Genomic DNA, 24,801 nt, shown 5'->3' with positions numbered 1-24,801 from the left:
CAATCAGTACTGACGAGCCTTCGCCAGTCGTTCATTCAGGGTCTTGGCCACGGCATCGGTACGCGCACTGGTGGAAACCTGCGCCACGCCGACCCGCCACCACGACAGGTATTTGTGAATCATGGTCTTGGGCAAAACCTTGATATCGATCAGCGTCGAGACCGTCTGCAACCGCGCATCCGCCAACGCTGCTTGCAGTTCTGCAACGGTGTTCACTTTGTAAGTCTTGCAGCCATAAGCCGCCGCGCTCATGGCGAAATCCACCGGGACGAAGCCGCCATCGAGCTTGCCGGTTTCCGGATTACGGAAGCGGAACTCGGTGCCGAAGCTGTCCATGCCGTGTTCCATTTGCAGGTTGTTGATGCAGCCGAAGGTCATGTTATCCAGCAGCACCACGTTGATCTTGCGCCGCTCCTGAATCGAGGTCGCCAGTTCCGAGTGGAGCATCATGTAGGAGCCGTCGCCGACCAGCGCATAGACCTCGCGCTCCGGCTCGGCGAGTTTCACGCCCAACGCGGCGTTGACCTCGTAACCCATGCAGGAATAGCCGTACTCGACGTGGTAAGTGTTCACGCCCTTGCTGCGCCAACTGCGTTGCAAGTCGCCGGGCAGGCTGCCGGCGGCGGCGACGATCACCGCGTCGTCGGCCAGGGTTTCATTGAGCACGCCGAGCACGCGGCTCTGGGTCAGGCAGGAACCGGTCAGTTCGATGAATTCGCGCAGCACGGCCGGGTCCATGTGGTCGTTGATTTCCGGGACGAAATCCTTGGCCTGGTAGTCGACCTGATAGATCCGATCAACTTCCTCATCCAGCTGCGCCTTGGCCTGGCGCGGTTGATCGCCCCAGCTCGAGCGGTAATCGCCCAGTGCATCGGCCAGTGCCAGCAAACCGGTTTTGGCGTCGGCCAGCAGTTGCACGCCGTCGAGTTTCAGGGCATCGCAGGGGCTGATATTGAGGTTGAGAAATTGCACGTCCGGATGCTGGAACAAGGATTTCGACGCGGTGGTGAAGTCGCTGTAGCGCGTGCCGATGCCAATGATCAAATCAGCGTCCTTGGCCAGCAGATTCGCCGCCAGGCAACCGGTTTCGCCGATGCCGCCGACGTTCAGCGGATGGCTGGACACCACCGCACTCTTGCCGGCCTGGGTTTCAGCGAACGGAATGTCGAAGCGCTCGGCAAACGCCTGCAACGCCGCATTGGCCCCGGAGTAACGCACCCCGCCACCGCAAATAATCAGCGGTTTGCGCTTGCCTTTGAACAGCGCCAGCGCATCGCCGAGCATGGCTTCGGTAGCCGGACGGCGCTCGATACGGTGCACGCGTTTTTGCAGGAAGTAATCCGGGTAGTCGTAGGCCTCGGCTTGCACGTCTTGCGGCAAGGCCAGGGTCACGGCGCCGGTTTCGGCGGGGTCGGTGAGCACGCGCATGGCGTGGATCGCCGCGGTCATCAGTTGCTCGGGACGGTTGATGCGGTCCCAGTATTTGCTCACGGCCTTGAAGGCATCGTTGGTGCTGATGCTCAGGTCGTGGAACTGCTCGATCTGCTGCAACACCGGGTCCGGTTGGCGGCAGGCGTAGACATCGCCGGGCAGCAGGAGCAATGGAATGCGGTTGGCGGTAGCGGTGGCCGCAGCGGTGATCATGTTCGCGGCGCCGGGGCCGACCGAGGAGGAACAGGCGTAGATCTTGCGCCGCAGGTGTTGCTTGGCGAACCCGATGGCGGCGTGGGCCATGCCTTGTTCGTTGCGGCCCTGATGCACGATCAGGTCGCCGCTGTCCTGCTCCAAAGCCTGGCCCAGGCCGAGCACGTTGCCGTGGCCGAAAATGGTGAAGACCCCGGCGACGAATTTGCTCTGGACCCCATCGACCTCGATGTACTGGTTATCGAGGAATTTCACCAGGGCCTGGGCCATGGTCAGTCTTGTAGTGGTCATGTGCGCCCCTTTCAGGCCAAAGATTTTTGCAGGTGGCTCATGCTCGCGCCGATCGCCTGTTCGATATCCGCCAGGCCATGCACGCTGTCAGCAAAGGGTTCGAACGACAGGTAGCCGCTGTAACCGCTGCTCAGCAACGTCTCGATCTGCGCCGCATTGCCGAGGATGTCGCCCTCGCCCACCAGCACCCGATGGCCGTCGCGGATGCTGTTGAGCGGCGCTTCGGCATCCTCGACCCCGGAGATATGCACCAGCCCGGTCAGTTCAGGGAAAAACGCCTGCTCGCTGGCGAGGTGATGGTGAAAGGTGTCGTGCACCAGCCGGAACACATCCAGCCCACCGATGGCCTTGATCGCGTCCACCGCCGGACGTTTACGTCGCAGCGAGCACTCTTCAAACCCCAGCGGTTCAATGAACCCGAGAATGCCGTGATCGCGCAGGATCGGCGCCAGTTCAGTCAACGCCGTACGCAAACCCGAAACCCGTTCGGCTTCATTGCGCGGATCGGCGCGATCATTCAACGGGCACATCACCAGTCCCTGGGCACCGCAATCCCGGGCATACGCGGCAAGCTTCAAGGCCTGCACACGGCGCTCGTCATTCCACACATCAAACGGATACAACGCGTTGATCGACAGCACGGTGATGCCTTTGGCCGCGCACAACTCACGCACCGTTTCAGGCGCGGTGTCGTCTTCGATTTCGACGCCTTTGAGGTCGTTGCGGATCTCGATGGCGTCGGCCTTGAGGGTCACCGCCAAGTCGATGAACGCCGGCAGGGACAAACGGGGGGCGACCATACGGTTCAGGGCGAAACGCAGGGGCTTGCTCATTATTGTTGTTCTCCGCAGGTGAATTATTTGGCGGTTGGCATGCTGAATTCAGGCCCCTTGGCGATGCTGTCGGGCCAGCGCTGCATCACGCTTTTGTAGCGGCTGTAGAAACGAATGCCTTCTTCGCCGTAGGCATGGTGGTCGCCAAACAGCGAGCGCTTCCAGCCGCCGAACGAGTGCCAGGCCATCGGCACCGGGATCGGCACGTTGATGCCGACCATGCCGACCTTGATGGTGCGGGCAAATGCGCGGGCGATGCCGCCGTCACTGGTGAAGCACGACACGCCGTTGCCGAACTCGTGGGCGTTGATCAAGGCCACGGCGCTGGCGAAATCCGGGACGCGAACGATGCCCAGCACCGGCCCGAAGATTTCTTGCTGGTAGATGCTCATCTCGGTCGTGACGTTATCGAACAGCGTCGCGCCGACGAAGAAACCGTTCTCGGCCCCCGGCACCTTGAAGTTGCGGCCATCAACGATCAGTTGCGCGCCCTGGGCCACGCCTTCGCCGATAAAGCCTTCGACCTTGGCCTTGTGCTCGGCAGTGACCAGCGGCCCCATGTCGCTGTCGCCCTGCAGGCCGTTACCGACTTTCAGTTGGTCGATACGCGGCAGCAACTTGGCAATCAACTGATCGCCGACATCCCCCACCGCCACGGCAATCGAAATCGCCATGCAGCGCTCGCCGGCCGAGCCGTAAGCGGCGCCGATCAGCGCGTCGGCGGCTTGATCCAGATCGGCATCGGGCATGACGATCATGTGGTTCTTCGCCCCGCCCAGCGCCTGCACTCGCTTGCCGCGAGCGGTGCCTTGCTGGTGGATGTACTCGGCAATCGGCGTCGAACCGACAAAGGAAATCGCCTCGATGTCCGGGTGTTGCAGCAACGCGTCCACCGCCACTTTGTCGCCCTGGACCACGTTGAACACACCGTCCGGCAACCCGGCTTCGGTGAGCAAACGGGCCATGAGCAAACTGGCCGACGGATCGCGCTCGGACGGTTTGAGGATGAAGCAGTTACCGGTGACCAGTGCCAGCGGGATCATCCACAGCGGCACCATCACCGGGAAGTTGAACGGCGTGACCCCGGCACACACGCCCAGAGGCTGACGCAGGTTCCAGTTGTCGATGCCGCCGCCGATGTTGTCGCTGAATTCGGTTTTTAGCAGGTTCGGCGCGCCACAGGCGTACTCGACGATCTCGATGCCGCGAGTCACTTCACCCTTGGCGTCGGAGAACACTTTGCCGTGTTCGCAACTGATGATTTCGGCCAGCTCATCGTGGTGGCGGTCGAGCAGTTCCTTGAACTTGAACATCACCCGGGAGCGACGCAGGGAGGATTGCTCGGACCACGCCGGGAAGGCTTTCAGGGCCGAGGCCACGGCTTCGTCGACGGTCTTCTCGCTGGCCAATCCGACCCGCGCCTGCACCGCACCGGTGGCTGGGTTGAACACGTTGCTGAAGCGTTCGCTGCCGCTGTCTTGCACTTGGCCGCTGATGTAATGGCCGATGACCGGGGCGTTGCTCATTGTTCTTGTTCTCCGTGCAAGTGTTGGAATTAGAGATCCAGGAGCCAGCTATGCTGCGGATCGTTGTGGAACTGCCAGACGCGTTTCGGCCCGGCCATCACGTTCAGGTAATACGACTCGTAGCCGTAAGGCACGCTGACCGGGTGGTACCCCTTGGGCACCACCACCAAGTCGCTGTTTTCCACGGCCATGGCCTGATCGATGCTGCGGTCATCGGTGTAGACCCGCTGGAACACGAAGCCCTGGGGCGGGTTGATCTGGTGGTAATAGGTTTCTTCGAGAAAGCTCTGGTGCGGCAGGTCGTCGGTGTCGTGCTTGTGCGGCGGGTAGCTCGACGAATGCCCGGACGGCGTGCGCACTTCCACCACCAATAGCGAATGGGCGGGTTCGGTGTCTGGCAGGATGTCGCAGACGTAGCGCGTGTTGGCGCCCTTGCCGCGCACACTGCGCTTCATTGACTCGGGTTTGATCAGGCGTGGGCCGAGGTTGTTGGCGGCCGAACCGGGCGCAGCGCACACGGCGATTTGCACGTCGCTGAGGGCGGTGACTTGGGCCTGGCTGCCGGGCGGCAGGTAGGCGGCGAACGGAGATTTGTCTTCGAACACCGATTGGCGCTCGCCAATGTTGTCCCAATCGAACGCCCCCTGCCCCGGCGCTTCGCCCTTGAGGCTGACGCGACCGCTGAGCAGCACCAGGCACAGTTCCTTATCGCCCGCAGCCACCGGCAAGGTTTCGCCGAGGCTCAAGCGGTACGCGGCGAAACCGACGTATTCCAACTCCCCTTGGCCCAGTTCGACCATGGTCCGGCCACGGGCATTGCTTTTGACCAGCAGGCTCATAATCCAATCCTCTCGTCGAGCAAGGCACGCAAGGTGTCGAAGCCTTTCTTGGCGTAGATGTAGCTCGGTGCGACCGCAGGATCCTGCTCGGCTTCAACCACCAACCAGCCGTGGTAATCGGCGGCCAACAGCACGTCGAGCAAGGCGCCAAAATCGATATCGCCATCCCCCGGCACGGTGAAGGTGCCGTTGATGATGCAGTCCGGGAAGCTCCACAGGTTGTTGCGCGCCAGTTGCACCACCGGTTTGCGCACGTCCTTGAAATGTACGTGGCAGATGCGCTCGATGTGTTTGCGCAGCACCTGCAACGGTTCGCCGCCACCCATGTAGCAGTGGCCCGAATCGAACAACAGGCCGACTTCGCTGCCGGTCAGCGCCATCAACTTATCGATGTCCGCCGGGGATTCGACGTAGGCGCCCATGTGGTGGTGATACGCCAGGCGCACGCCTTGGGACAGGGTAAAGCGCGCCAGTTCGGTGAGTTTGTCGGCGTATTCCTGCCACGCTTGCTCGGTGTGGAAACGCGGGCGTTCGACCAGTGGAATGCGCTGGCCCTGGATCGAGTCCGCGACTTCGCCGTACACCAGGACTTTGGCGCCGTTCTTCGCCAGCAGCTCGACATGGCTGCCGATGGCGTCGATTTCCTCGGCCACGCAGCGGCGGGCCAGACGGCTGGAATACCAGCCGGAGACCAGCGCCAGGTCGTAAGGCCGCAGCACGTCACCGACGCCTTTGGCATCCTTGGGGAATTTACCGTTGAGTTCGAAACCTTCGTAGCCGATTTCCTTGCCTTCGCTCAACGCGGTGCTCAGCGGCGTCTCGCCACCGAGGGACGGCAGGTCATCGTTGCTCCAGGAGATCGGGTTGATGCCAATTCGAATAGCGGGCATGGCTGCACCTTTTATTGTTTTTTCTAAAATGTTCAACCGATTACTTGTGACTGGCTGAGCTTTTGTGGCGAGGGGGCTTGCCCCCGTTCGAGTGCGGAGCACTCGCTATTTTGGGACCGCTTCGCGCTCCAACGGGGGCAAGCCCCCTCGCCACAACGGGCCCGGCCGGCCTCATGATTGTGTTCAGGCCCGGGCCGTGCGCCAGGCGTCAATCAACTCGACAAACGTGCCCTGCACCTGGCGGATCAGCGTTTCATCGTCAATCTCCCCGGCCATCCACGCCCGGCTCGGTTCCTGGAAGATCGTGCGGCCCACGGCAAACCCGCGGCAGGTCTGGCTCTGGCTGGCCTGTTGAAAGCCTTCGGCCAACGCCGCCGCCGGGGCATTCAGGCCCAACAGAACGACGCCACGGCAGTACGGATCACGCGCCTGAATCAACTCATCCAGCTGTTTCCATTCCTCGGCACTCTGCGCTTCGATCTTCCACCACGCCGGGTAGATGCCCAGGTTGTAGAGGCGTTTCAGCGCGCGATACAGCACGTCCGGGTGCGCCGACGGGTGATCCTTCGGCGGGATGATTTCCAGCAGCAATTCGTGGCCGCTGACCTGAGATGCCTGGTACAAACCCTTGATCTGCGCTTCCTGTTCCAGGCGCAACAGCGGTTCGTCATCCGGGTGAAATTGCACCAGGCACTTGATGATTTGTTCTTGCGGCCAGGCAATCAGGTTGCTGCCGATGGAGCGTCCGTGTTCGAAGGCCAAGGGCCGCGAACCCTGCACTTCCACTGGCCGCGCCACCCACCAGCCGCGACCGGTGGCGGCGTTCAGCGAGTCCTGGCCGAAGCGTTGATCGGCCAGCAGCCCGACATCCGCCTCAATGCCTTGAGTGCGCAAATCCGCTTCGACCCGTTCCACTGCCTTTATAAAGAGTTGCTTGAGTTCGCAGATCGCGCTCAGGTCGCGCGCGCCCTTGTGCGCAAGTTCCACCAGTTGCCCGCGATGGTCGAAGGCGAAGATGAACAGTTGCTTCCACTGTTTGCGCGGCACGCTGACTTGATGCAGGCGTTGCAGCGTGACGTCCTGGTCCGGCCGGGTGATCGGCACCGGGCTGTTGAACAGATAGTCGAGTTCGGCGCGGGTCGGCATCGCCGGGGCGCAGGCGTGGCGCGACACCACCAGACCGCCGCAGGCATTGGCCAACTGGCAGCAGCGCTCGTCGCTGGCGTCCTCCAGCCAACCGGCGAGGAAACCCGACATAAAGGCATCGCCAGCGCCCAAGACGTTAAGTACTTCAACCCGCACGCCGGGGTAAATCGCGCCGTCTTCAAGGCGTACCGGAATCACCCCGTGAATCACCGTGCAACCCTGCGGGCCGAGCTTGACCACTAACGTCGCGTCACTCAAACGTCGAACGTTACGCAGTGCAGTGAGCAAATCCTCGGAACCGCCGGCAATCAAAAACTCTTCTTCGGTGCCGACGATCAGGTCAAAACGCGGGAGGATTTTCTGCACGTGCTGGCTGACATTTTGATCGGCGACGAAACGGGTTTCGCCGTCCGCCTTACCCGCCAGGCCCCACAGTACCGGGCGGTAGTCGATGTCCAGAATGCGTTTGACGTTGTGCTTCTCGGCATAGTCCAGGGCCTGGATGCTCGCCCTGTAGACGCCGTCGGTGGAGAAATGGGTGCCGGTGATCAGCAAGGCTTTGCTGGAGGCGATAAAGGCTTCGTTGATGTCTTCGGCCCGCAGCGCCATGTCGGCGCAGTTCTCGCGGTAGAAGACCAGGGGAAAGGTTTCGCGGTCCTTGAGGCCCAGCAGGACCATGGCGGTCAGGCGTTCCGCATCGACCTTGATGCCGCTGACATCACAGCCTTCGCGGGCCAGGGATTCGAGCAGAAAACGGCCCATATGGTCGTCCCCTACCCGGCTCAGCATCGCCGACTTGAGGCCCAGGCGTGCGGTGCCGAACGCGATGTTGGCGGAGGATCCACCGAGGTATTTGGCGAAGCTTGAAACATCTTCCAACCGCGCCCCGACTTGCTGCGCATAGAGGTCGACGCCAAGGCGCCCCAGGCAAATCAGATCCAATTGACGCCCACTGGCAAAACGAGTCTGGCCCATGCTGGCTCCTGTTATTTTTATCAGCCTGCGTTCGGGACGATGGCCGTGCCGAACACTCTTGGTGGATGCAGACTAAAACGACCGGGACCGAATAATCAATATTTATTCTATATATTTTTTACGTGGAATATTTTTTCCAATAAACTCCGGTACAAGCGTTCCAGAGCGCAGTGCATCGTTTCAGCAGCGTGTATGCCGACGGCATGCTCAAGATTTTATTCCGGCCTACCCTGTAGACTGCGCACAGCCAACCTATTGTCAGGGGATGACCGATTCGTCATTCCTATAAGAACAAGCCAGAAGGATCCTTTATGTCCCGCACCGATCAGCCGGCCACGACCGAGAGCCCGCCCGAGAGCGACCTTGAGAGCCCACCGATCAATGCCGAGCGTTTGCTGCAGCTGATCACCAACGAATACGAAAGCCTGCCGCGCCAGCTCAAACGCATCGCCAGCTACATGAGCCAGCAGAGCGACCGGATCATGGTCGACCGCATCAGCGACATCGCCCGGGAATGCGAAGTGCACCCGTCGGCCATCGTGCGGTTTTCCCAGCGCTTTGGTTTCAGCGGTTTCAGCGAAATGCAGGCGTTGTTCCGCGAGGCGTATACGCACAAAACCACGCCGGTGCAGAACTACCAGCAGCGCATCCGCAGCATGATCGCCAACAAATCGCAGAAGGCCAGCGGCGGCGACCTCGCGCGGGAATGCATCGACGCCACGCTGTCGGGCATCGAACGCCTGGGCATGGAGCTCGACGATGTGGCCTTCGATAAGGCCGTCGATCTGGTGGTGAATGCCGACAACATCTACGTGGTCGGCGTGCGCCGCTCGTTCGCGGTGGCCGACTATCTGGTCTACAACCTGCAACACACCAATAAGCGTATTCACCTGGTGTCCGGACTCGGCGGCAGCTACCGCGAGCAGATGCGCAGCGTGCGGGCTAATGATTTGGTGATTGCTATCAGCTTCACGCCGTATGGCAAGGAAACCCAGCACTGCCTGCGCATCGCACAGCATCATCAGGCGAAAACCTTGATCATCACGGACAGCAACCTTTCGCCGCTGGCCAAGCGAGCGAGCACGGTGTTGCTGGTGAATGAAGGGAGTTCGTTTGCGTTCCGGTCGTTGAGTGCGACGTTGTGCTTGTGTCAGGCGTTGTTTATTGCGGTGGCGTATCGGTTGGAATTGAAGGTGGATGAGATTCATGAGCAGGTGGGGTTTGAGGATTAGCGTAAGAGCGTTTGCAGGTCGTTGAACCTCTGACTAAGGTTGTCCGCATCGCGAGCAAGCTTTGCTCCTACAGGGGAACGCAGATGAAACTGATCGGCATGCTGGATTCGCCCTACGTGCGTCGGGCGGCTATTTCCGCCCGGTTGTTGGGCATCGACCTGGAACATGAATCGGTGTCGGTGTTCCGGCATTTCGAGCAATTCCAGCAGATCAACCCGGTGGTCAAGGCGCCGACGCTGGTGCTGGATGATGGCGAAGTGTTGATGGATTCGACGTTGATCATCGACTACCTCGAAGCGCTGGCCGGCACTTCTAAAAGCTTGATGCCGAGTGATCTGAAGCAGCGCTTGCGCTCGTTGCGGGTGATTGGGCTGGCACTGGCGGCGTGCGAGAAGTCGGTACAGCTTTACTACGAACGTAATCTGCGGCCTGCGGATATTCAGTATCAGCCGTGGGTTGAGCGGGTTGAAGGGCAACTCGCTGCGGCCTATTCGGTGCTGGAGCGGGAGCTGTCGAAGCAACCGCTGCCGGGTGGTTCCGAGATTGCCCAGGACGGCATTACCGTCGCCGTCGCATGGAGTTTCACCAACCTCGTAGTGCCAGATCAGGTCGATGCCACACGCTTCCCGCACATTGCTCAATTCACCGCCCAGGCGGAAAAGCTTGAGGCGTTCATCGCTACCCCGATAACCTGAGCCGCCCTCCGCCACGGATTCACCCATGACCGCCGCTGAAACCTCTAACCCGGCGCTGAAGGAAATCTTCAACGCCGAGCGCCTCAAGCACATCGCGACCGAAATGACGGCGGTCTACCCGGCATTCAACGCCAAAGCTTTCCTGAAGATGGCCAATGAGGGCCTCGCTGAACTGTCGATCATGCAGCGCATGGCGCGGGTCAGTGAGTGCCTGCATGCAGTGTTGCCGCTGGGGTATGAAGAATCCCTCGACGTACTGCGCGCCGTCGCCCCTCGACTGAACAGCGGGTTTGTCAGCATCTCGTTGCCGAATTATGTGGCGATGTATGGTGCGCATGACTTTGAACAGTCGATGGAAGCGCTCAAGTTTTTCACCTCATTCGGCTCTTCTGAATTCGCGATCCGGCATTTTCTGCGCAGTGATCTTGAGCGCTCGCTGGCGCTGATGCAGGTGTGGTCGCGGGATGAAAACGAACATGTGCGCAGGCTGGCCAGTGAAGGCAGCCGGCCGCGATTGCCGTGGTCGTTTCGCCTGGAACCGATCCAGGCAGACCCGACGTTGGCGGCGGCGATTCTCGATAATCTCAAGGCGGATGAAAGCCTGTACGTGCGCAAATCCGTGGCCAACCACCTCAATGACATCACCAAGGACCACCCCGACTGGGTGCTGGACTTGATCGAGGGCTGGTCGCTGGAGAACAAGCACACCGCGTGGATTGCCAAGCATGCGTTGCGCAGTTTGATCAAACAGGGGAATCAGCGGGCGTTGGCGGTGATTGGGGCGGGTGGGAAGCCTGAGGTTGAGATGATCGATGTGAAAGTGGAACCGAAGGTTATTCGGCTGGGGGAGAAAATCAGCCTGTCGTTTACGGTGAAATCCACAGTCCCGGACAGTCAGCGATTGGTGATCGACTATGCGATCGATTACGTTAAAGCCAACGGCAGCACTTCGGCAAAGGTGTTCAAGCTCAAGGCCCTGACGCTACCCGGCCACGCCAGCGAATTGGTCAGTCGTGGGCAGCAAATCAAGGAACTCACCACGCGCCGGCACTACGCGGGCGCACACGCCGTGCACATCATGGTCAACGGCGAACGCCTGGCCAGCACCTCGTTCGAAATCCTCCCCTGAAACACGCCCCCCGTAGGAGCGAGGCTTGCCCGCGAAGAACGATAACGCGGTGTACCAGACCTGACGCCATCACCGCAGGAGCAAAGCTTGCTCGCGATGAACGATAACGCGGTGTACCAGACCTGACGCCATCACCGCAGTAGCAAAGCTTGCTCGCGAAGAACGATGACGCGGTGTACCAGACCTGACGCCATCACCGTAGGAGCAAAGCTTGCTCGCGAAGAACGATGACGCGGTGTGTCAGGCACGACGCCTTCGCGAGCAAGCTTCGCTCCTACAAGAGATCCAGGTCTGGCAGGTGAAACCCTCGGAGCCGGACGATCAGCGCTGACGCTCTGTACCGCGCCCCGGCAACATGCGCACCAAGGTGTTATCCCGCACCCAATAGTGATGAAACAACCCCGCCGCCGCGTGCAAGCCGATCAACCAGTACCCGGTGCTGCCCAGCAGTTCATGCCAATACTTGATCTGCTTGGCCAGGTCCGGATCAATCACCACCGGCGAGAACAACGCAAAACCGAAATACGGCATCGGTTTGCCGGCGACGGCCAGGGTCAACCAGCCCAACACTGGCGTGACAATCATCAAGACATAGAGCGCAAGGTGCATCAGGTGCGAAACGCCGGCCTGCCAGATGGGCAACGCCGGGGTAATCGGTGGACGCGGGGTCAGGCGCCCGAGCAATCGAACCCAGACCAACACGAAAATGCTGACGCCGAACAGCCCATGCAACCCCAGGAACAGGCTTTTCGCCGAGCTCCCACGGGGCAGCAGCCCTTTGATTTCGATGCAGGCGTAAACGCCGACAAACAGCGCCAGCATCAGCCAATGCAGGGTGATCGACAGTTTTCCATAGCGATGAGCGATTGAATCGCGGGTCATAACGGGCCTCATGAATTCAGAATGGCCGGCGATTCATTCGCGCAGCCTGGTTCGACCGGCGTCACCCTGCCCGCCCAGCCTTAAGGCAATCTGAAGGTGCCCGGGTGACATCCTTTCGCCACCTTCAGACTTCGTTAAGAAATGCCTCTGATACTCCTCCCAAACTAATCCCGGGAGGCGCCATTCAATGCCTGACTTCGACTGGAACATCCCTTTGCCACTGCGTTTCGGCCAAGCAGAAACCCCGCCGATGAGTCTGGCCAGAGCGTTGCCGGATGAGCCTCAGCGCGCTGTTTTCGAGGCCTATATCCAGCAGCGTTTTCGCAAGGCCCACGGGGCCGATATCCGCCATTTCATGCCGGAGCTGTTTGGCATGAGTAAAGCGGACGGGGAGCTCTGCGCGGTGGCCGGAGTGCGACGGGCAGATGACGAGCCGCTGTTTCTGGAGCGTTACCTGGACGAGTCCATCGATCCATTGATCAGCGCCGCTGCGGACCGCCCGGTGGACCGCGCCGGCATCGTCGAGGTGGGCAACCTGGCCGCCAGCGATACCGGCAGCGCACGCCTGAGCATCATCGCCATCACCTACCTGCTGGCCATGGGTGGCCTGGAATGGGTGGCCTTCACCGGCAATATCGGCCTGGTGAACAGCTTTCATCGCCTCGGGCTGAAACCGGTCACCCTCTGCGCCGCCGACCCAGCGCGGCTGGGTGACGACAGCAATAACTGGGGCAGCTACTACGAAAGCAAACCCTGGGTCCATGTCGGCAACATCCGCGCCGGGTTCATTCATTTGCGCAACATCGGGATGTTCAATCGCCTGGGTTTGCCGTCGTCCATCGAGGATTCCAGCCATGTCGCTTGAAGTCGAGCGCTTCAAACAAACCTTGCGCAGCCATGCCGAACGCAAGGGACACGCCATCGCCTTGTGGGGCGATCAACTGAAAGTGGACTACGCCACGCTCTACGCTGAAGTGGTCTACCGCCAGCAGCGCCTGCGTGACCAACACGTCAAGGTCGTCGCGCTGGCGCTGGACAATGGCACCGAAGCGATGCTCTGGGACCTGGCCGCGTTGTTCGAGGGCTTGACCTGCCTGACGCTGCCGCCGTTTTTCAGCCCCGCGCAACGCAAGCATTGCCTGGAGCAAAGCCAGGCCGAACGGGTGATTGCCGAACCGGAACTGGAAGCCGAACTGCAGGCCGCCGGGTATGAGCAAAACGGGGAGTTCTGGCGCCGGACCTTCAGCCGCCCAAGCCCGATGCACGCAGGCACCGCCAAGCTGACCTTCACATCAGGCACCACCGGCACCCCCAAAGGCGTGTGCCTCAGCGCCGAGAGCATCATTAAGGTCGCCCGCGAACTGGATCAGGCCAGTAAACCGACCGACCCGCAGCATCATCTGGCGCTCTTGCCCCTGGCGATCCTGCTGGAAAACATCGGCTGTTACGCCGCGTTGTATGCCGGTGCGACGCTGAGTGTGCCGAGCCAAAAGACCCTGGGCATCCAGGGCGCCAGCGGCGTCGAGGTGCCGAAGCTGCTCGGTTGCCTGGCCAGCCGTGCGCCCGAAAGCGTGATTCTGGTGCCGCAACTGCTGCTGATGCTGGTCAGCGCCGCCGAGCAAAAAGCCTTCAACCCGCACACCCTGCGCTTTGCAGCGGTCGGCGGTGCGCGGGTGTCCGAAGAGCTGTTGCACCGCGCGCAACGCGCAGGTTTGCCGGTCTACGAAGGCTACGGGTTGTCGGAGTGTGCGTCGGTGGTGTGCCTCAACCGGCCAGGCGCACGCCGCCCCGGCAGTGTCGGCCGGCCCCTGCCCCACGTGAAAATACGTCTGGCGGACGACGGCGAAGTGCTGATTAAAGGCTCGCCCCTGCTCGGCTATCTGGGCGAGGCGCCACACGTTGATGAATGGTGGCCCAGCGGCGATCTCGGTGAGTTCGACCCCGAGGGTTTCCTCTACCTCAACGGGCGCAAGAAGCATCAGTTCGTCACCAGTTTCGGACGCAACGTCAATCCCGAATGGGTCGAGGCCGAACTCACGCAACGACGGCATATCGCCCAGGCCTTCGTCTACGGCGAAGCGATGCCAACCAATCACGCCCTGCTCTGGCCCCATCGCCCGGACGCTACCGACGCCGAACTGGCGGCTGCCGTGGCCGAAGCCAACGAAGCCTTGCCCGATTACGCCCAGGTCCATCACTGGACTCGCCTGGATCAACCCTTCACACCCACCAACGGCTTGCTCACCGCCAATGGCCGACCGCGCCGGGACGCCATCGTTGAGCGTTACCGGGCGCCACTGACTGAATCGGCACTTTCCAAGGAATCCGCGTCATGAACTTTTTCGACACGCTGCAAGAAGCCACCCAGCAGGAACGCCATGAACTGTTCAACCTGCCGATCATTCGTGATGCCCTTGAAGGCAAGGTCAGCCTGGAGAGCTACCGCGCCTTCCTCGCCCAAGCCTATTACCACGTGCGCCATACCGTGCCGTTGATGATGGCCTGTGGTGCCCGTCTGCCGTCGCGCCTGGAATGGCTGCGCAAAGCGGTCTGCGAATACATCGAAGACGAATACGGCCACGAACAGTGGGTGCTCGATGACATCGCGGCCTGCGGCGGTGACAAGGAGGCGGTGCGCGACGGGCGTCCGACATTGCCAATTGAACTGATGGTGAGTTTTCTCTACGACCTGATTGCCCGGGACAACCCCGTGGGCCTGTTCGGCATGGTCAACGTGCTGGAAGGCACCAGCATTGCCCTGGCCACGCACGCGGCGGGCAGCATTCGCCAGCGTCTGGACCTGCCGGAAAGCGCCTTCAGCTACCTCAGCTCACACGGTGCTCTGGATGTGGAGCACATGCAGACCTATCGCCGGCTGATGAACACCCTCGATGACCCGGCCGACCAGGCTGCCGTGATCCATGCCTCGAAAGTGGTCTACCGGCTTTACGCCGATATGTTCCGCGGCTTGCCGCGTGATGGGGAGAACCTGCATGCGCCTGTCTGAGGCTCGAGTGGTATTGACCGGTGCCAGTGGCGGCATCGGCCTGGCCATCGCCGACGCCCTGTGCGCCAGCGGTGCACGGGTATTGGCAGTGTCCCGGCACCGGGAAGTGTTGGAGCCGTTGCTGGAACGTTATCCGCAGCATCTGGCCTGGGTCGCGGCCGACCTGACGTTCCTCGCCGACCGCCGCAAGGTCCTGACCGCCGCCGAGGCCATCGGTGGCATCAACCTGTTGATCAACGCCGCCGGGATCAATCACTTCGCCATGCTCGAACAGCTCGACGACAGTGAGATCAACGCGATGCTGGCGGTGAACGTCAGCGCGCCGATCTGCCTGACCAAACTGATGTTGCCGCTGCTCAAGCAAGCGGACAGCGCGATGGTGGTGAATGTCGGTTCGACCTATGGCTCCATCGGCTATGCCGGTTATGCCAGTTATTGCGCGACCAAGTTTGCCCTGCGCGGCTTTTCCGAAGCGCTGCGCCGGGAACTGGCCGACACCCGGGTCGGCGTGCTCTACGTCGCGCCCCGCGCTACCCGCACGACGATGAACAGCCCGGCGGCCCAGGCCCTCAACGATGCGCTGAAGGCTAACGTCGATGATCCGATAACCGTCGCATCGGCGGTGATCCACGCGATTGCCGGTGACCGTCGTGACCTGTACCTGGGCTGGCCGGAACGCTTTTTCGTACGCCTCAATAGCTTGCTGCCTAACCTGGTGGATAAAGGTTTGCGCAAGCAATTGCCGCTGATCCGTCGCCTGAGCCATAAGCCTGATAACGAGAACCTCAAACCATGAAAAAACTCATCGCGTGCCTTTTACTGGGAGCCTTGAGCCCCACCGTCTGGGCGCTGGACGCTGCCGATCAGCAACGCCTGGCCAGCATCCAGCAAAACTGGGGGCACATTCAGTACGAAGTGGCCGCCGAGCAACGCACGGCGGCCTTCGAGCAACTCGCGGCCCAAGCGTCGGCGTTCACCCAGCAACGACCAACGGCGGCCGAAGCCTGGATCTGGTCCGGGATTGTCACCAGCAGTTGGGCCGGCGCCCAGGGTGGTCTCGGCGCGTTGAGCAAGGCAAAAGCGGCAAAGGCTGATCTGGAAAAAGCGTTGACCCTGGACCCCAAGGCCCTGCAAGGCTCGGCCTACACCAGCCTCGCGGCGCTGTATGACCGCGTGCCGGGCTGGCCCATCGGTTTCGGCGATTCGGACAAAGCCGAGCAACTCCTAAAACAAGCCTTGCAACTGAACCCGAACGGCATCGATAGTCTGTACTTCTGGGGCGATCACCTCTACCGTCAAAAGCGCTACAGCGAAGCTCGGGTCGCCCTGCAAAAAGCCCTGCAAGCCGATCCGAGGCCGGGCCGGGAAGTCGCTGACGCGGGACGGCGCAAAGAGATCGAAACGTTGCTGGTGGACGTGAACAAGAAACTCGACTGACAGGAGTCCGTGTGCGCTTATTACTGATCGAGGATGACGTGGCCCTTGGCGAAGGTATTCATCAGGCGTTGGGGCGCGAGGGCTACACCGTTGACTGGTTGCAGGACGGCAGCAGCGCCTTGCATGCACTGCTGAGTGAAACCTTCGACCTGGCCGTGCTCGATCTCGGCCTGCCGCGCATGGACGGCCTGGAGGTGCTGCGCCGTCTGCGCGACAGTGGCTCCAACCTGCCGGTGCTGATCCTTACCGCCCGGGACGCCACCGAAGACCGCATCGCCGGGCTGGATGCCGGGGCCGACGATTACCTGATCAAGCCCTTCGACCTGGCCGAGTTGAAGGCCCGGCTGCGCGCCTTGCTGCGACGCAGCGCCGGGCGCGCGCAGATGCTGATCGAGCATGCCGGCATCAGTCTGAACCCCGGCACCCAGCAAGTCAGTTATCAGGGTGAACCGGTGGCCCTGACGCCCAAGGAATATCAACTGCTCCATGAATTGCTCTCGCCGCCGGGCCGGGTCATGACCCGCGATCACCTGATGCAGTTGCTCTACGGCTGGAACGAAGAAGCCGAAAGCAACACCCTGGAAGTGCATATCCACCATCTGCGCAAGAAATTCTCCAGTGATCTGATCCGCACCATCCGCGGTATCGGCTACCTGGTGGAGGAGCGTCGATGACCTCAATCCGGCGTCGTACCCTGACGCTGATCATTGGCTTGCTGCTGACCGGTCTGGCGATCATCAGTGTGTTCAACCTGCATGACAGCAACCACGAAATCGCCGAGGTCTACGACGCCCAACTGGCCCAGAACGCCCGACTGCTGCAGGGTGTGATGCGCATGCCGCTGGCCGGCAAGGAACACGCCGAGCTGTATCAGGCGTTCAATCAGGCCCTGAGCGAAGCGATGCCACGGGTGGATGGCCATCCGTATGAAAGCAAGATTGCCTTTCAGGTCTGGAATCCCAAGGGCGAAGTACTGGTGCATACCGCGAGCGCGCCGACCTTCAGCACGCCACCGGGCACACCGGGGTTCAGTGATGTGGTGGATCTGAAAAACCGCCACTGGCGCGCGTTCATGCTCGAAGACAAACAGAACAACCTGCGCATCTGGGTGGGCGAACGGGACGACGTGCGTTCCGACCTGGTGGACCGGATCGTGCGCCATACCTTGTGGCCCAATATTCTGGGCAGTCTGATTCTGGCGGCGATGGTTTGGCTGGCGATTGGCTGGGGGCTCAAGCCGCTGGCGAATATGGCGGCGACTTTGCGGGCGCGGCACAGTGGCTCGCTGGAACCCCTGCAACTGGCGCCCTTGCCCAGCGAGCTGGAACCGATGCAAGCGGCGCTCAACCGCATGCTCGCGCAGATTCAGGAAGTACTCGGTCGGGAACGCCGCTTTATCGCCGACGCGGCCCATGAAATGCGCACGCCCCTGGCGGTGCTGCGGGTGCATGCGCAAAACCTGCTGGAGGCCGGCACCGAACAGGAGCGCCGCGAGTCCCTGGAGTTCCTGATTTCGGGGGTGGACCGCACCACTCGGCTGGTCAATCAACTGCTGACCATGGCCCGCCTTGAACCCAAAGCCGTAGCGCCGGTGCTGCATCGCATCGACCTGGCCGAAACCGTACGCGCCAGCCTGGTTCAACTGACGCCGTGGCTGCTGAGCAAGAATCTGGAGCTGGCGTTCGACGTCGACAATCAGCCTTTCAAAGTCGTCGCTGATGCCGCAGTGATCGACATTGCCCTGAACAACCTGATCAGCAACGCGGCCAACTTCTCCCCTGAACACGGCGTGATCACCGTGCAGTTAAGTCAGGCTGACGGGTTCTATTCGCTGAGTGTCGAAGACCAGGGACCGGGCATCGATGAAGCGGATCGCGGACGCTTGTTCGAACGCTTCTACAGTCGCGGAAATGCGCAAGGCGCCGGGCTGGGGCTGACGATCGTCAACACCATTGCGACGCGCCTGGGTGGGCGGATTACCTTGGTCAACCGGCCGGAAGGCGGGCTGCGCGCGACACTGTCAATTCCCGACGGCCAGCCACATGACCCGTTACAGCGAACCACCCGTGCTCTCGAAGAACCATAACGCGGCGTACCAGACCTGACGCCATCACCGTAGGAGCAAAGCTTGCTTGCGAAGAACGATAACGCGGTGCACCAGACCTGACGCCATCACCGTAGGAGCAAAGCTTGCTCGCGAAGAACGATAACGCGGTGTGTCAGGTTTGACGCCTTCGCGAGCAAGCTTCGCTCCTGCAGGGGGTAGTTCCTGGGTTGATTAATCCGTCTTCTTAATGACGCCCCGGTAAACCACTCTCACTGAGGTGCCAGTGTGTAATGGTAGTGAACGGCTCCCGTCTGCGGATCTACCAGCCAGTAGTCATCCTTGTCTTTCTTGAGTCGATAACATTCATGGGGAATCTTGACCGAGGTGAAACAAATCACCCCATCTTTGACCGACCAATGTTCAGTCTCGGGGTCATTGCCAGACATTTTGAATATTTCGGTCCCGTCGGCATTGAAACTCAAAGAATAGGGCAAACCTGAAGGACCGATATTTTTGAGTTTATTCCCAATCAAGGTGCTGCGGACTTGTTCATCATCAAGCGCGACGGCTGAAGCTGAAACTGGCTTCACCGTATGTCCACCAGACGGAGCGCACCCATATAAGACAAGTGTCAAGCCTATGCAACTCCAGCGTTTAATATTCATATCGCACCTCTACTGATCGCCACGCCAATAGAACTTACTTAAGGGTAAATTTGTTATTGGTTTTATTACTCATACTGTCCACAAACCAGAGGGTAGTCCCGTCACTGAGTACCTTATTGCATTCCTTGCCATATTTCTGATAGGTCACGCAGATGACGTCCTCCACGATAACCCATCGACCGTTTTGCATCGACTCGCTGGAGATCTGGATCACCGCAGTCCCGTCAGGGTTTAATGTTTCAGAGAAGGGATAACCGGTAGACGTCACACTCGAATGTTTGCGACCTATCACCGTCGAGTTAATCTCGCTCGCATTGAGTTGTTTTGCGTTGGCGGGCGCATCGGCGTGAGCATCAACCGCAGCTTGATGACCGGAAGATGAACAGCCCGCCATGAACAGCATAACTAACGAGTAGACAATTATCTTATTCATAACCTGACCCTTTGTTATGAGCGCAACGGATCCAACGCTTTAATAGTAGCCATACGAACACCCGCGAATATATTAATTCACGATAAATTTAATAGCGCGAAACCACCAAAGTTGAATCATTTCTGAAACAACGTTTACTCTACGAAACATTAGTGAGATCGCGCTTCGGCGCCTGCTCACTCACTTTTTAGCGCTCGCCAAATAATGCGCCACCAACGCATTCGCATGGCCATGCCCCATGCCATGCTCGGTTTTAAGCCACGCCACCATTTCCATATGCTTCTTGTCGCTCACTGTTTCGAGCAGGCTCAGCCAGTGGTCGATGGGTTGGCCATACTTTTTTTCAATGGAGGGGAAGTACGACGCCGGGCCTTTGGTTTTTGTATCGTCGGTCATGGTGCAAACTCCTTTTTTGCTTAACTTCTCTTTTTATTCCCTGAAATTCAATCCCCCGCAGGAACGAGCGGTGCGGCGTTCCGACTTGCCCGCGAATAACAATAACGCGGTGAGCCAGACCTGACGCCATCGCGAGCAAGCTTCGCTCCTACAGAGGATCGGGGCCTAGCAGCAGGTTTTGTTCGCGCTCACACAACTCCACCACGTAATCCCACAACACCCGCAGCCTTACCGACTTGTGCAACTCCCGCCGGGTACTGATCCAGTAGCTGCGCTGAATGCTCTCATCCGGCAACAGCGGCACCAGTTCCGGATCGGCACTCGCCATATAACAAGGCAGCACCGCAATCCCGAGCCCTGAGCGTGCGGCCTGTTGCTGGGCGATGACGCTGGTGCTGTGGAACACGACTTGGGGGTTGCGGCAGAAGCTGTTGAGGAACATCAGTTCCTGGCTGAACAGCAGGTCGTCGACGTAGCCGATCCAGGCGTGGCGGCCGAGGTCTTCGCGGCTGTTGAGTGGCGGGGCCCGGTCGAGGTAGGCCTGGCTGGCGTAGAGCGCCAGGCGATAGTCGGTGAGTTTGCGCGTGACGAGCATGTCGGCGGCCGGGCGTTCGAGATGGATGCTGATTTCGGCCTCGCGGTTGAGAATGCTGACGAAGCGCGGCACGGCGACCAGTTCCACTTCCAGGCCGGGGTAGCGTTCGAACAGGCCGTTCATGCGGCTGGCGAGGAACATGATGCCCAGGCCTTCGGTGACGCCGACGCGGATTTTGCCGAGCGGCGCGGTGGATTGGGTGATTTCTTCCTGGGCCAGCAACGCGACGTTTTCCATGGCTTCGGCGTGCTTGAGCAGCGCTTCGCCGGCCGGGGTCAACTGGTAGCCCTGGGCGTGCTGGACGAACAGCGCGGTGCCGAGGCTCTTTTCAATCGCCTCGATGTGCCGGGCCACGGTGGCGTGGGTGGTGTTCAAGCGGCGGGCGGCGGTGAGCAAGCGGCCGCTGCGCTGTAATTCGAGAAAAAACCGCAGGTCGTTCCAATCGAACATCAGGCTTCCTTAGGGCTACGCTGTCTGAAAACGCACAGCGGCTGCGCAAAAACTAACATTCTTTATACGAAAGCTAACAACTAGGATGAAGTCCAACAACAAAAACAATACGAGGTAAGGGATGCAGACCTCTCAGGATGAATTCGATTACATCGTGGTCGGCGCCGGGCCGGCCGGGTGTTTGCTGGCCAATCGATTGTCCGCCAACCCGCAACACCGGGTGCTGCTACTCGAAGCCGGCGGGCGCGATAACTATCCGTGGATTCACATTCCCGTGGGTTACCTGTTCTGCATCGGTAATCCACGCACTGACTGGTGCTTCAAAACCGAAGCACAACCGGGTCTGCAAGGCCGGACGCTGAGCTATCCACGGGGCAAAGTGCTCGGTGGCTGTTCCTCGATCAACGGCATGATCTACATGCGTGGCCAGGCCAGCGACTACGACGGTTGGGCGGCTGACGGCAATCCCGGTTGGGCGTGGAAAGACGTGCTGCCGCTGTTCAAGCAGAGCGAGAACCATTTTGCCGGCGACTCGGAATTTCACGGCGCCGCCGGGCAATGGCGGGTCGAGCGTCAGCGGCTGTCATGGCCGATTCTGGATGCTTTCCGCAGCGCCGCCGAGCAAAGCGGCATCGCCAGCATCGATGACTTCAACCAGGGTGATAACGAAGGTTGCGGTTACTTTCAGGTCAACCAGAAGGCCGGGATTCGCTGGAACGCGGCCAAGGCGTTTCTCAAACCGATTAGAAATCGCACCAATCTCACTGTGCTAACCGACGTTGAAGTCGATCGCGTGTTGCTGGAAAACGGTCGCGCCTCTGCCGTCCTCACTCGCTACCAAGGCCAGGCCAAAACCTTCAAGGCGCGCAAGGAAATCGTCCTGTGCGCCGGCTCCGTCGGTTCGCCGAGCATTCTGCAACGCTCCGGGATCGGCCCGCGTCCATTGCTGCAACGCTTGGGGATCGGCGTGGTGCATGAACTGCCGGGGGTGGGCGGCAATCTGCAGGATCACCTGCAATTGCGGCTGATCTACAAACTGGAAAACGCCCGCACCCTCAATCAAATCGCCGGCAGTGTGTGGGGCAAGATGGGGATGGGCCTGCGTTATCTGTATGACCGCAGCGGGCCGTTGTCCATGGCGCCGAGTCAGTTGGGCGCGTTTGCCCGCTCGGGGCCGGAGCAGGCTTCGGCGAATCTTGAATACCATGTTCAACCATTGTCGCTGGAGCGATTTGGTGAGCCGTTGCATGCGTTTCCTGCGTTTACGGCGTCGGTGTGTGATCTGCGACCGCAAAGCCGTGGGCGGATCGAGATTCGCAGTGCTGATCCGCAGGAAGCGCCGCTGATTCAGCCTAACTATTTGAGTCATCCCGAGGATTTGCGGGTGGCGGCGGATGCGATTCGACTGACCCGGCGCATCGTGGCGGCACCGGCGCTGGCGGCGTTCAAACCGGTCGAGTATTTGCCGGGCGATAGCTTGCAGAGTGAAGAAGAATTGCACGAAGCGGCGGCGCGGATCGGTACGACGATTTTCCATCCGGTGGGCACTTGCCGAATGGGTAACGATGCGGAGGCGGTGGTGGATGCGCAACTGAATGTTCATGGCATCCCCGGTTTGCGCATTGCCGATGCCTCGATCATGCCGCGTATTACCTCAGGCAATACCTGTTCGCCTACGCTGATGATTGCCGAGAAGGCGGCGCAGTTGATCCTCAACCCGGACACCAGGAGCTTCGCCCCGGAGAAGGAACTGTTAAGTAACGCCTGAATCACACACCTGTAGGAGCATGGCTTGCCCGCGATGGCGATTTCATGGACGCCTTCGCGGGCAAGCCTTGCTCCTTCAGGGAATGGGTACACAGGAAGATTTGCGGTACGTACACCCCGCTTTATGGATAAACGCGGCGCCCGCCCACAAGGCCGGCGCCGACAGTGGAACAACAAAAACAATCACTGTGAGGGATACCGATATGTCAGAACACGTTCAGCCCCTGGAAGCCATGCGCAGCGCGGGCGTCAGCAGCGGCACCAAGAAAGTCATCTTCGCTTCGTCACTCGGCACGGTGTTCGAGTGGTATGACTTTTTCCTCTACGGCGCCCTCGCGGCGGTGATCAGCAAGCAGTTCTTTGCCGGGGTCAACGACACTACGGCGTTTATCTTCGCGCTGATGGCGTTCGCCGCGGGCTTCATCGTGCGGCCGTTCGGGGCGCTGGTGTTCGGTCGGTTGGGGGACATGATCGGACGTAAATACACCTTCCTCGCCACCATCGTCCTCATGGGTCTGGCAACGTTCTGCGTCGGGCTGCTGCCGACCTACGCCAGCATCGGCATTGCCGCGCCGATCATCCTTGTGGTGTTGCGCATGCTCCAGGGCCTGGCCCTCGGCGGCGAGTACGGCGGTGCCGCGACCTACGTGGCGGAACATGCGCCGATGGGCAAACGTGGCTTCCACACCAGCTGGATTCAGTCCACCGCCACCCTCGGCCTGCTGCTGTCGTTGCTGGTGGTGCTCGGTTGCCGCTACTTCACCGGCGATCAGTTTGAAGTCTGGGGCTGGCGCATTCCGTTCCTGTTTTCCATCGTGCTGCTGGGCATCTCCACCTGGATTCGCTTGAGCCTGCACGAGTCACCGGCCTTCGTGAAAATGAAAGAAGAAGGCAAGCTCTGCAAACAGCCGCTGCGGGACTCCTTCGGCAAATGGGAAAACCTCAAAGTCGTGTTGATCGCCCTGTTCAGCATCAACGCCGGGCAAGCGGTGACCTTCTACGCCGCGCAGTTCTACGTGCTGTTCTTCCTCACCCAGTTCCTGAAAATGGACCCGGCGCTGGCCAACAGTCTGCTGATTGTCAGCGTGATTATCGGCGCACCGTTCTTTATCTTTTTCGGCTGGCTGTCGGACAAGGTCGGGCGCAAACCGGTGCTGATGATCGGCTTGCTGCTGGCGACCGCGCTGTACTTTCCGATCTTCAAATCCATCGCCCACTACGCCAACCCGGCGGTCGACCAGGCTCGCCAACAGGCACCGATTACCGTGCTGGCCGACCCGGCTACTTGCACCTTCCAGTTCGACCCGGTGGGCAAGGCGAAATTTGACAGCCCGTGCGACAAGGTCAAGACCTTCCTGGTCAAACAAGGCCTGCCTTACTCCAGCATCGCCGCCCCGGCCGGCAGCGGCGTGCAAGTCAGCGTCGGTGACGTGAAAATCGATGGCTACGATGAAGCCGCCCTGCGTGGCGCGGTGACCCTGGCGGGCTATCCGTCGCAAGCCGACACCCAGCAGGTCAACAAAACCATGATCGTGGCGCTGATGGTCGCGCTGATCATCATCTCCGCCATGTGCTACGGCCCGCTGGCCGCGCTGATGGTCGAACTGTTCCCGACACGCATCCGCTACACCTCGATGTCCCTGCCCTACCACATCGGCAATGGCTGGTTTGGCGGATTCCTGCCGACGGTGTCGTTTGCGTTGGTGGTGTACACCGGGGACATCTTCTACGGGCTGTGGTACCCGGTGGTGATTACCGGAGTGAGTTTGATTGTGGGGCTGATTTGTTTGCGGGAGACGAAGAACGTGGATCTGGATACCAACTGACGGGCGCAGACGAAAAAAGGGCCTAGAAGAAACCGTGCAGACCAATAAACACCCCATTCGATGGGGTGTTTTTTTATTCAGAAAACTCCCTTCAGA

Annotated in this window: 23 protein-coding genes; 12 read left to right on the top strand and 11 right to left on the bottom strand. The window is 60.4% G+C overall.

Annotated elements, in window-relative coordinates:
• Window positions 1-3: 3 nt before the first annotated feature.
• The 6 genes from iolD to ACY4LX_RS14955 all read right to left on the bottom strand — a co-directional run bounded on the left by iolD (window position 4) and on the right by ACY4LX_RS14955 (window position 8,144).
• A complete protein-coding gene (gene iolD / locus ACY4LX_RS14980; RefSeq protein WP_463260394.1) occupies window positions 4-1,935 on the bottom strand; it encodes a 3D-(3,5/4)-trihydroxycyclohexane-1,2-dione acylhydrolase (decyclizing) in 1,932 nt (643 codons plus the stop codon).
• 11 nt (window positions 1,936-1,946) lie between these two features.
• Window positions 1,947-2,768, bottom strand: coding sequence for a TIM barrel protein (locus tag ACY4LX_RS14975; protein WP_463260393.1), 822 nt, complete (start codon window positions 2,766-2,768; stop codon window positions 1,947-1,949).
• A 23-nt stretch (window positions 2,769-2,791) separates the two neighbouring features.
• Window positions 2,792-4,294 carry a CoA-acylating methylmalonate-semialdehyde dehydrogenase gene (locus ACY4LX_RS14970; protein WP_463260392.1) on the bottom strand — a complete coding sequence of 501 codons (1,503 nt, stop codon included), beginning with the start codon at window positions 4,292-4,294 and terminating at the stop codon, window positions 2,792-2,794.
• A gap of 29 nt (window positions 4,295-4,323) precedes the next feature.
• Window positions 4,324-5,133: a 5-deoxy-glucuronate isomerase gene (gene iolB / locus ACY4LX_RS14965; RefSeq protein WP_463260391.1), complete on the bottom strand. Its 810-nt coding sequence runs from the start codon at window positions 5,131-5,133 to the stop codon at window positions 4,324-4,326.
• Window positions 5,130-6,023 (bottom strand): myo-inosose-2 dehydratase, encoded by an 894-nt coding sequence (gene iolE / locus ACY4LX_RS14960; RefSeq protein WP_463260390.1) that lies wholly within the window; start codon window positions 6,021-6,023, stop codon window positions 5,130-5,132. The genes iolB and iolE overlap by 4 nt, the downstream gene beginning before the upstream one ends.
• A gap of 183 nt (window positions 6,024-6,206) precedes the next feature.
• A complete protein-coding gene (locus ACY4LX_RS14955) occupies window positions 6,207-8,144 on the bottom strand; it encodes a bifunctional 5-dehydro-2-deoxygluconokinase/5-dehydro-2-deoxyphosphogluconate aldolase (RefSeq protein ID WP_463260389.1) in 1,938 nt (645 codons plus the stop codon).
• 311 nt (window positions 8,145-8,455) lie between these two features.
• On the opposite strand from ACY4LX_RS14955, the gene ACY4LX_RS14950 reads away from it, so the two are divergent.
• The 3 genes from ACY4LX_RS14950 to ACY4LX_RS14940 all read left to right on the top strand — a co-directional run bounded on the left by ACY4LX_RS14950 (window position 8,456) and on the right by ACY4LX_RS14940 (window position 11,200).
• The gene (locus tag ACY4LX_RS14950) at window positions 8,456-9,376 is read left to right on the top strand and encodes a MurR/RpiR family transcriptional regulator (RefSeq protein ID WP_463260388.1); all 921 of its coding nucleotides are present in this window, start codon (window positions 8,456-8,458) and stop codon (window positions 9,374-9,376) included.
• Window positions 9,377-9,459: 83 nt separating this feature from the next.
• Window positions 9,460-10,071 carry a glutathione S-transferase gene (locus ACY4LX_RS14945; RefSeq protein ID WP_463260387.1) on the top strand — a complete coding sequence of 204 codons (612 nt, stop codon included), beginning with the start codon at window positions 9,460-9,462 and terminating at the stop codon, window positions 10,069-10,071.
• A 25-nt stretch (window positions 10,072-10,096) separates the two neighbouring features.
• Window positions 10,097-11,200, top strand: a complete 1,104-nt coding sequence (locus tag ACY4LX_RS14940) for a DNA alkylation repair protein (protein WP_463260386.1) — start codon at window positions 10,097-10,099, stop codon at window positions 11,198-11,200.
• A 321-nt stretch (window positions 11,201-11,521) separates the two neighbouring features.
• Here the strand turns inward: ACY4LX_RS14940 and ACY4LX_RS14935 are convergent, their stop codons facing one another.
• A complete protein-coding gene (locus tag ACY4LX_RS14935) occupies window positions 11,522-12,082 on the bottom strand; it encodes a cytochrome b (protein ID WP_463260385.1) in 561 nt (186 codons plus the stop codon).
• A 187-nt stretch (window positions 12,083-12,269) separates the two neighbouring features.
• Here ACY4LX_RS14935 and ACY4LX_RS14930 point away from each other — a divergent pair, with 187 nt between their 5' ends.
• The 7 genes from ACY4LX_RS14930 to ACY4LX_RS14900 are packed head-to-tail and all read left to right on the top strand — an operon-like array spanning window position 12,270 to window position 18,612.
• Window positions 12,270-12,947, top strand: coding sequence for a thermostable hemolysin (locus ACY4LX_RS14930; protein WP_149658396.1), 678 nt, complete (start codon window positions 12,270-12,272; stop codon window positions 12,945-12,947).
• Entirely contained in the window at window positions 12,937-14,418 is a 1,482-nt protein-coding gene (locus tag ACY4LX_RS14925) for an AMP-binding protein (protein WP_463260384.1), read from the top strand. Before ACY4LX_RS14930 ends, ACY4LX_RS14925 begins: the two co-directional genes overlap by 11 nt.
• On the top strand, window positions 14,415-15,089 hold the full coding sequence (locus ACY4LX_RS14920) for a TenA family transcriptional regulator (RefSeq protein ID WP_149658398.1): 675 nt from the start codon (window positions 14,415-14,417) through the stop codon (window positions 15,087-15,089). Before ACY4LX_RS14925 ends, ACY4LX_RS14920 begins: the two co-directional genes overlap by 4 nt.
• Window positions 15,076-15,885, top strand: coding sequence for an SDR family oxidoreductase (locus tag ACY4LX_RS14915; RefSeq protein ID WP_149658399.1), 810 nt, complete (start codon window positions 15,076-15,078; stop codon window positions 15,883-15,885). The genes ACY4LX_RS14920 and ACY4LX_RS14915 overlap by 14 nt, the downstream gene beginning before the upstream one ends.
• On the top strand, window positions 15,882-16,526 hold the full coding sequence (locus ACY4LX_RS14910; RefSeq protein ID WP_149658400.1) for a tetratricopeptide repeat protein: 645 nt from the start codon (window positions 15,882-15,884) through the stop codon (window positions 16,524-16,526). The genes ACY4LX_RS14915 and ACY4LX_RS14910 overlap by 4 nt, the downstream gene beginning before the upstream one ends.
• Window positions 16,527-16,537: 11 nt before the next feature.
• Window positions 16,538-17,200 (top strand): response regulator, encoded by a 663-nt coding sequence (locus ACY4LX_RS14905; protein WP_149658401.1) that lies wholly within the window; start codon window positions 16,538-16,540, stop codon window positions 17,198-17,200.
• Window positions 17,197-18,612: a sensor histidine kinase gene (locus tag ACY4LX_RS14900; protein WP_463260383.1), complete on the top strand. Its 1,416-nt coding sequence runs from the start codon at window positions 17,197-17,199 to the stop codon at window positions 18,610-18,612. The genes ACY4LX_RS14905 and ACY4LX_RS14900 overlap by 4 nt, the downstream gene beginning before the upstream one ends.
• A 230-nt stretch (window positions 18,613-18,842) precedes the next feature.
• Here ACY4LX_RS14900 and ACY4LX_RS14895 read toward each other — a convergent pair whose 3' ends face one another.
• From ACY4LX_RS14895 to ACY4LX_RS14880, 4 genes are all read right to left on the bottom strand, one after another.
• Complete coding sequence (locus ACY4LX_RS14895; protein ID WP_463260382.1) at window positions 18,843-19,238, bottom strand: hypothetical protein; 396 nt, start codon at window positions 19,236-19,238, stop codon at window positions 18,843-18,845.
• Between the two features lie 34 nt (window positions 19,239-19,272).
• Window positions 19,273-19,671: a hypothetical protein gene (locus ACY4LX_RS14890; RefSeq protein WP_463260381.1), complete on the bottom strand. Its 399-nt coding sequence runs from the start codon at window positions 19,669-19,671 to the stop codon at window positions 19,273-19,275.
• A 180-nt stretch (window positions 19,672-19,851) separates the two neighbouring features.
• On the bottom strand, window positions 19,852-20,067 hold the full coding sequence (locus ACY4LX_RS14885) for a DUF4287 domain-containing protein (RefSeq protein WP_463260380.1): 216 nt from the start codon (window positions 20,065-20,067) through the stop codon (window positions 19,852-19,854).
• Window positions 20,068-20,215: 148 nt separating this feature from the next.
• A complete protein-coding gene (locus ACY4LX_RS14880; protein WP_463260379.1) occupies window positions 20,216-21,112 on the bottom strand; it encodes a LysR family transcriptional regulator in 897 nt (298 codons plus the stop codon).
• Window positions 21,113-21,233: 121 nt separating this feature from the next.
• Here ACY4LX_RS14880 and ACY4LX_RS14875 point away from each other — a divergent pair, with 121 nt between their 5' ends.
• Window positions 21,234-22,880: a GMC family oxidoreductase gene (locus tag ACY4LX_RS14875; RefSeq protein ID WP_463260378.1), complete on the top strand. Its 1,647-nt coding sequence runs from the start codon at window positions 21,234-21,236 to the stop codon at window positions 22,878-22,880.
• A gap of 202 nt (window positions 22,881-23,082) precedes the next feature.
• On the top strand, window positions 23,083-24,705 hold the full coding sequence (locus ACY4LX_RS14870; RefSeq protein ID WP_463260377.1) for an MFS transporter: 1,623 nt from the start codon (window positions 23,083-23,085) through the stop codon (window positions 24,703-24,705).
• Window positions 24,706-24,801: the final 96 nt, after the last annotated feature.

This window comes from Pseudomonas sp. Emmai (assembly GCF_055179735.1).
This window is presented reverse-complemented; position numbering and strand designations above follow the sequence as displayed.

Coding starts and splice junctions, on each gene's coding strand:
- iolD (WP_463260394.1), bottom strand. CDS start 1,935: ATGACCACTACAAGACTGACCATGGCCCAGGCCCTGGTGAAATTCCTC.
- ACY4LX_RS14975 (WP_463260393.1), bottom strand. CDS start 2,768: ATGAGCAAGCCCCTGCGTTTCGCCCTGAACCGTATGGTCGCCCCCCGT.
- ACY4LX_RS14970 (WP_463260392.1), bottom strand. CDS start 4,294: ATGAGCAACGCCCCGGTCATCGGCCATTACATCAGCGGCCAAGTGCAA.
- iolB (WP_463260391.1), bottom strand. CDS start 5,133: ATGAGCCTGCTGGTCAAAAGCAATGCCCGTGGCCGGACCATGGTCGAA.
- iolE (WP_463260390.1), bottom strand. CDS start 6,023: ATGCCCGCTATTCGAATTGGCATCAACCCGATCTCCTGGAGCAACGAT.
- ACY4LX_RS14955 (WP_463260389.1), bottom strand. CDS start 8,144: ATGGGCCAGACTCGTTTTGCCAGTGGGCGTCAATTGGATCTGATTTGC.
- ACY4LX_RS14950 (WP_463260388.1), top strand. CDS start 8,456: ATGTCCCGCACCGATCAGCCGGCCACGACCGAGAGCCCGCCCGAGAGC.
- ACY4LX_RS14945 (WP_463260387.1), top strand. CDS start 9,460: ATGAAACTGATCGGCATGCTGGATTCGCCCTACGTGCGTCGGGCGGCT.
- ACY4LX_RS14940 (WP_463260386.1), top strand. CDS start 10,097: ATGACCGCCGCTGAAACCTCTAACCCGGCGCTGAAGGAAATCTTCAAC.
- ACY4LX_RS14935 (WP_463260385.1), bottom strand. CDS start 12,082: ATGACCCGCGATTCAATCGCTCATCGCTATGGAAAACTGTCGATCACC.
- ACY4LX_RS14930 (WP_149658396.1), top strand. CDS start 12,270: ATGCCTGACTTCGACTGGAACATCCCTTTGCCACTGCGTTTCGGCCAA.
- ACY4LX_RS14925 (WP_463260384.1), top strand. CDS start 12,937: ATGTCGCTTGAAGTCGAGCGCTTCAAACAAACCTTGCGCAGCCATGCC.
- ACY4LX_RS14920 (WP_149658398.1), top strand. CDS start 14,415: ATGAACTTTTTCGACACGCTGCAAGAAGCCACCCAGCAGGAACGCCAT.
- ACY4LX_RS14915 (WP_149658399.1), top strand. CDS start 15,076: ATGCGCCTGTCTGAGGCTCGAGTGGTATTGACCGGTGCCAGTGGCGGC.
- ACY4LX_RS14910 (WP_149658400.1), top strand. CDS start 15,882: ATGAAAAAACTCATCGCGTGCCTTTTACTGGGAGCCTTGAGCCCCACC.
- ACY4LX_RS14900 (WP_463260383.1), top strand. CDS start 17,197: ATGACCTCAATCCGGCGTCGTACCCTGACGCTGATCATTGGCTTGCTG.
- ACY4LX_RS14895 (WP_463260382.1), bottom strand. CDS start 19,238: ATGAATATTAAACGCTGGAGTTGCATAGGCTTGACACTTGTCTTATAT.
- ACY4LX_RS14890 (WP_463260381.1), bottom strand. CDS start 19,671: ATGAATAAGATAATTGTCTACTCGTTAGTTATGCTGTTCATGGCGGGC.
- ACY4LX_RS14885 (WP_463260380.1), bottom strand. CDS start 20,067: ATGACCGACGATACAAAAACCAAAGGCCCGGCGTCGTACTTCCCCTCC.
- ACY4LX_RS14880 (WP_463260379.1), bottom strand. CDS start 21,112: ATGTTCGATTGGAACGACCTGCGGTTTTTTCTCGAATTACAGCGCAGC.
- ACY4LX_RS14875 (WP_463260378.1), top strand. CDS start 21,234: ATGCAGACCTCTCAGGATGAATTCGATTACATCGTGGTCGGCGCCGGG.
- ACY4LX_RS14870 (WP_463260377.1), top strand. CDS start 23,083: ATGTCAGAACACGTTCAGCCCCTGGAAGCCATGCGCAGCGCGGGCGTC.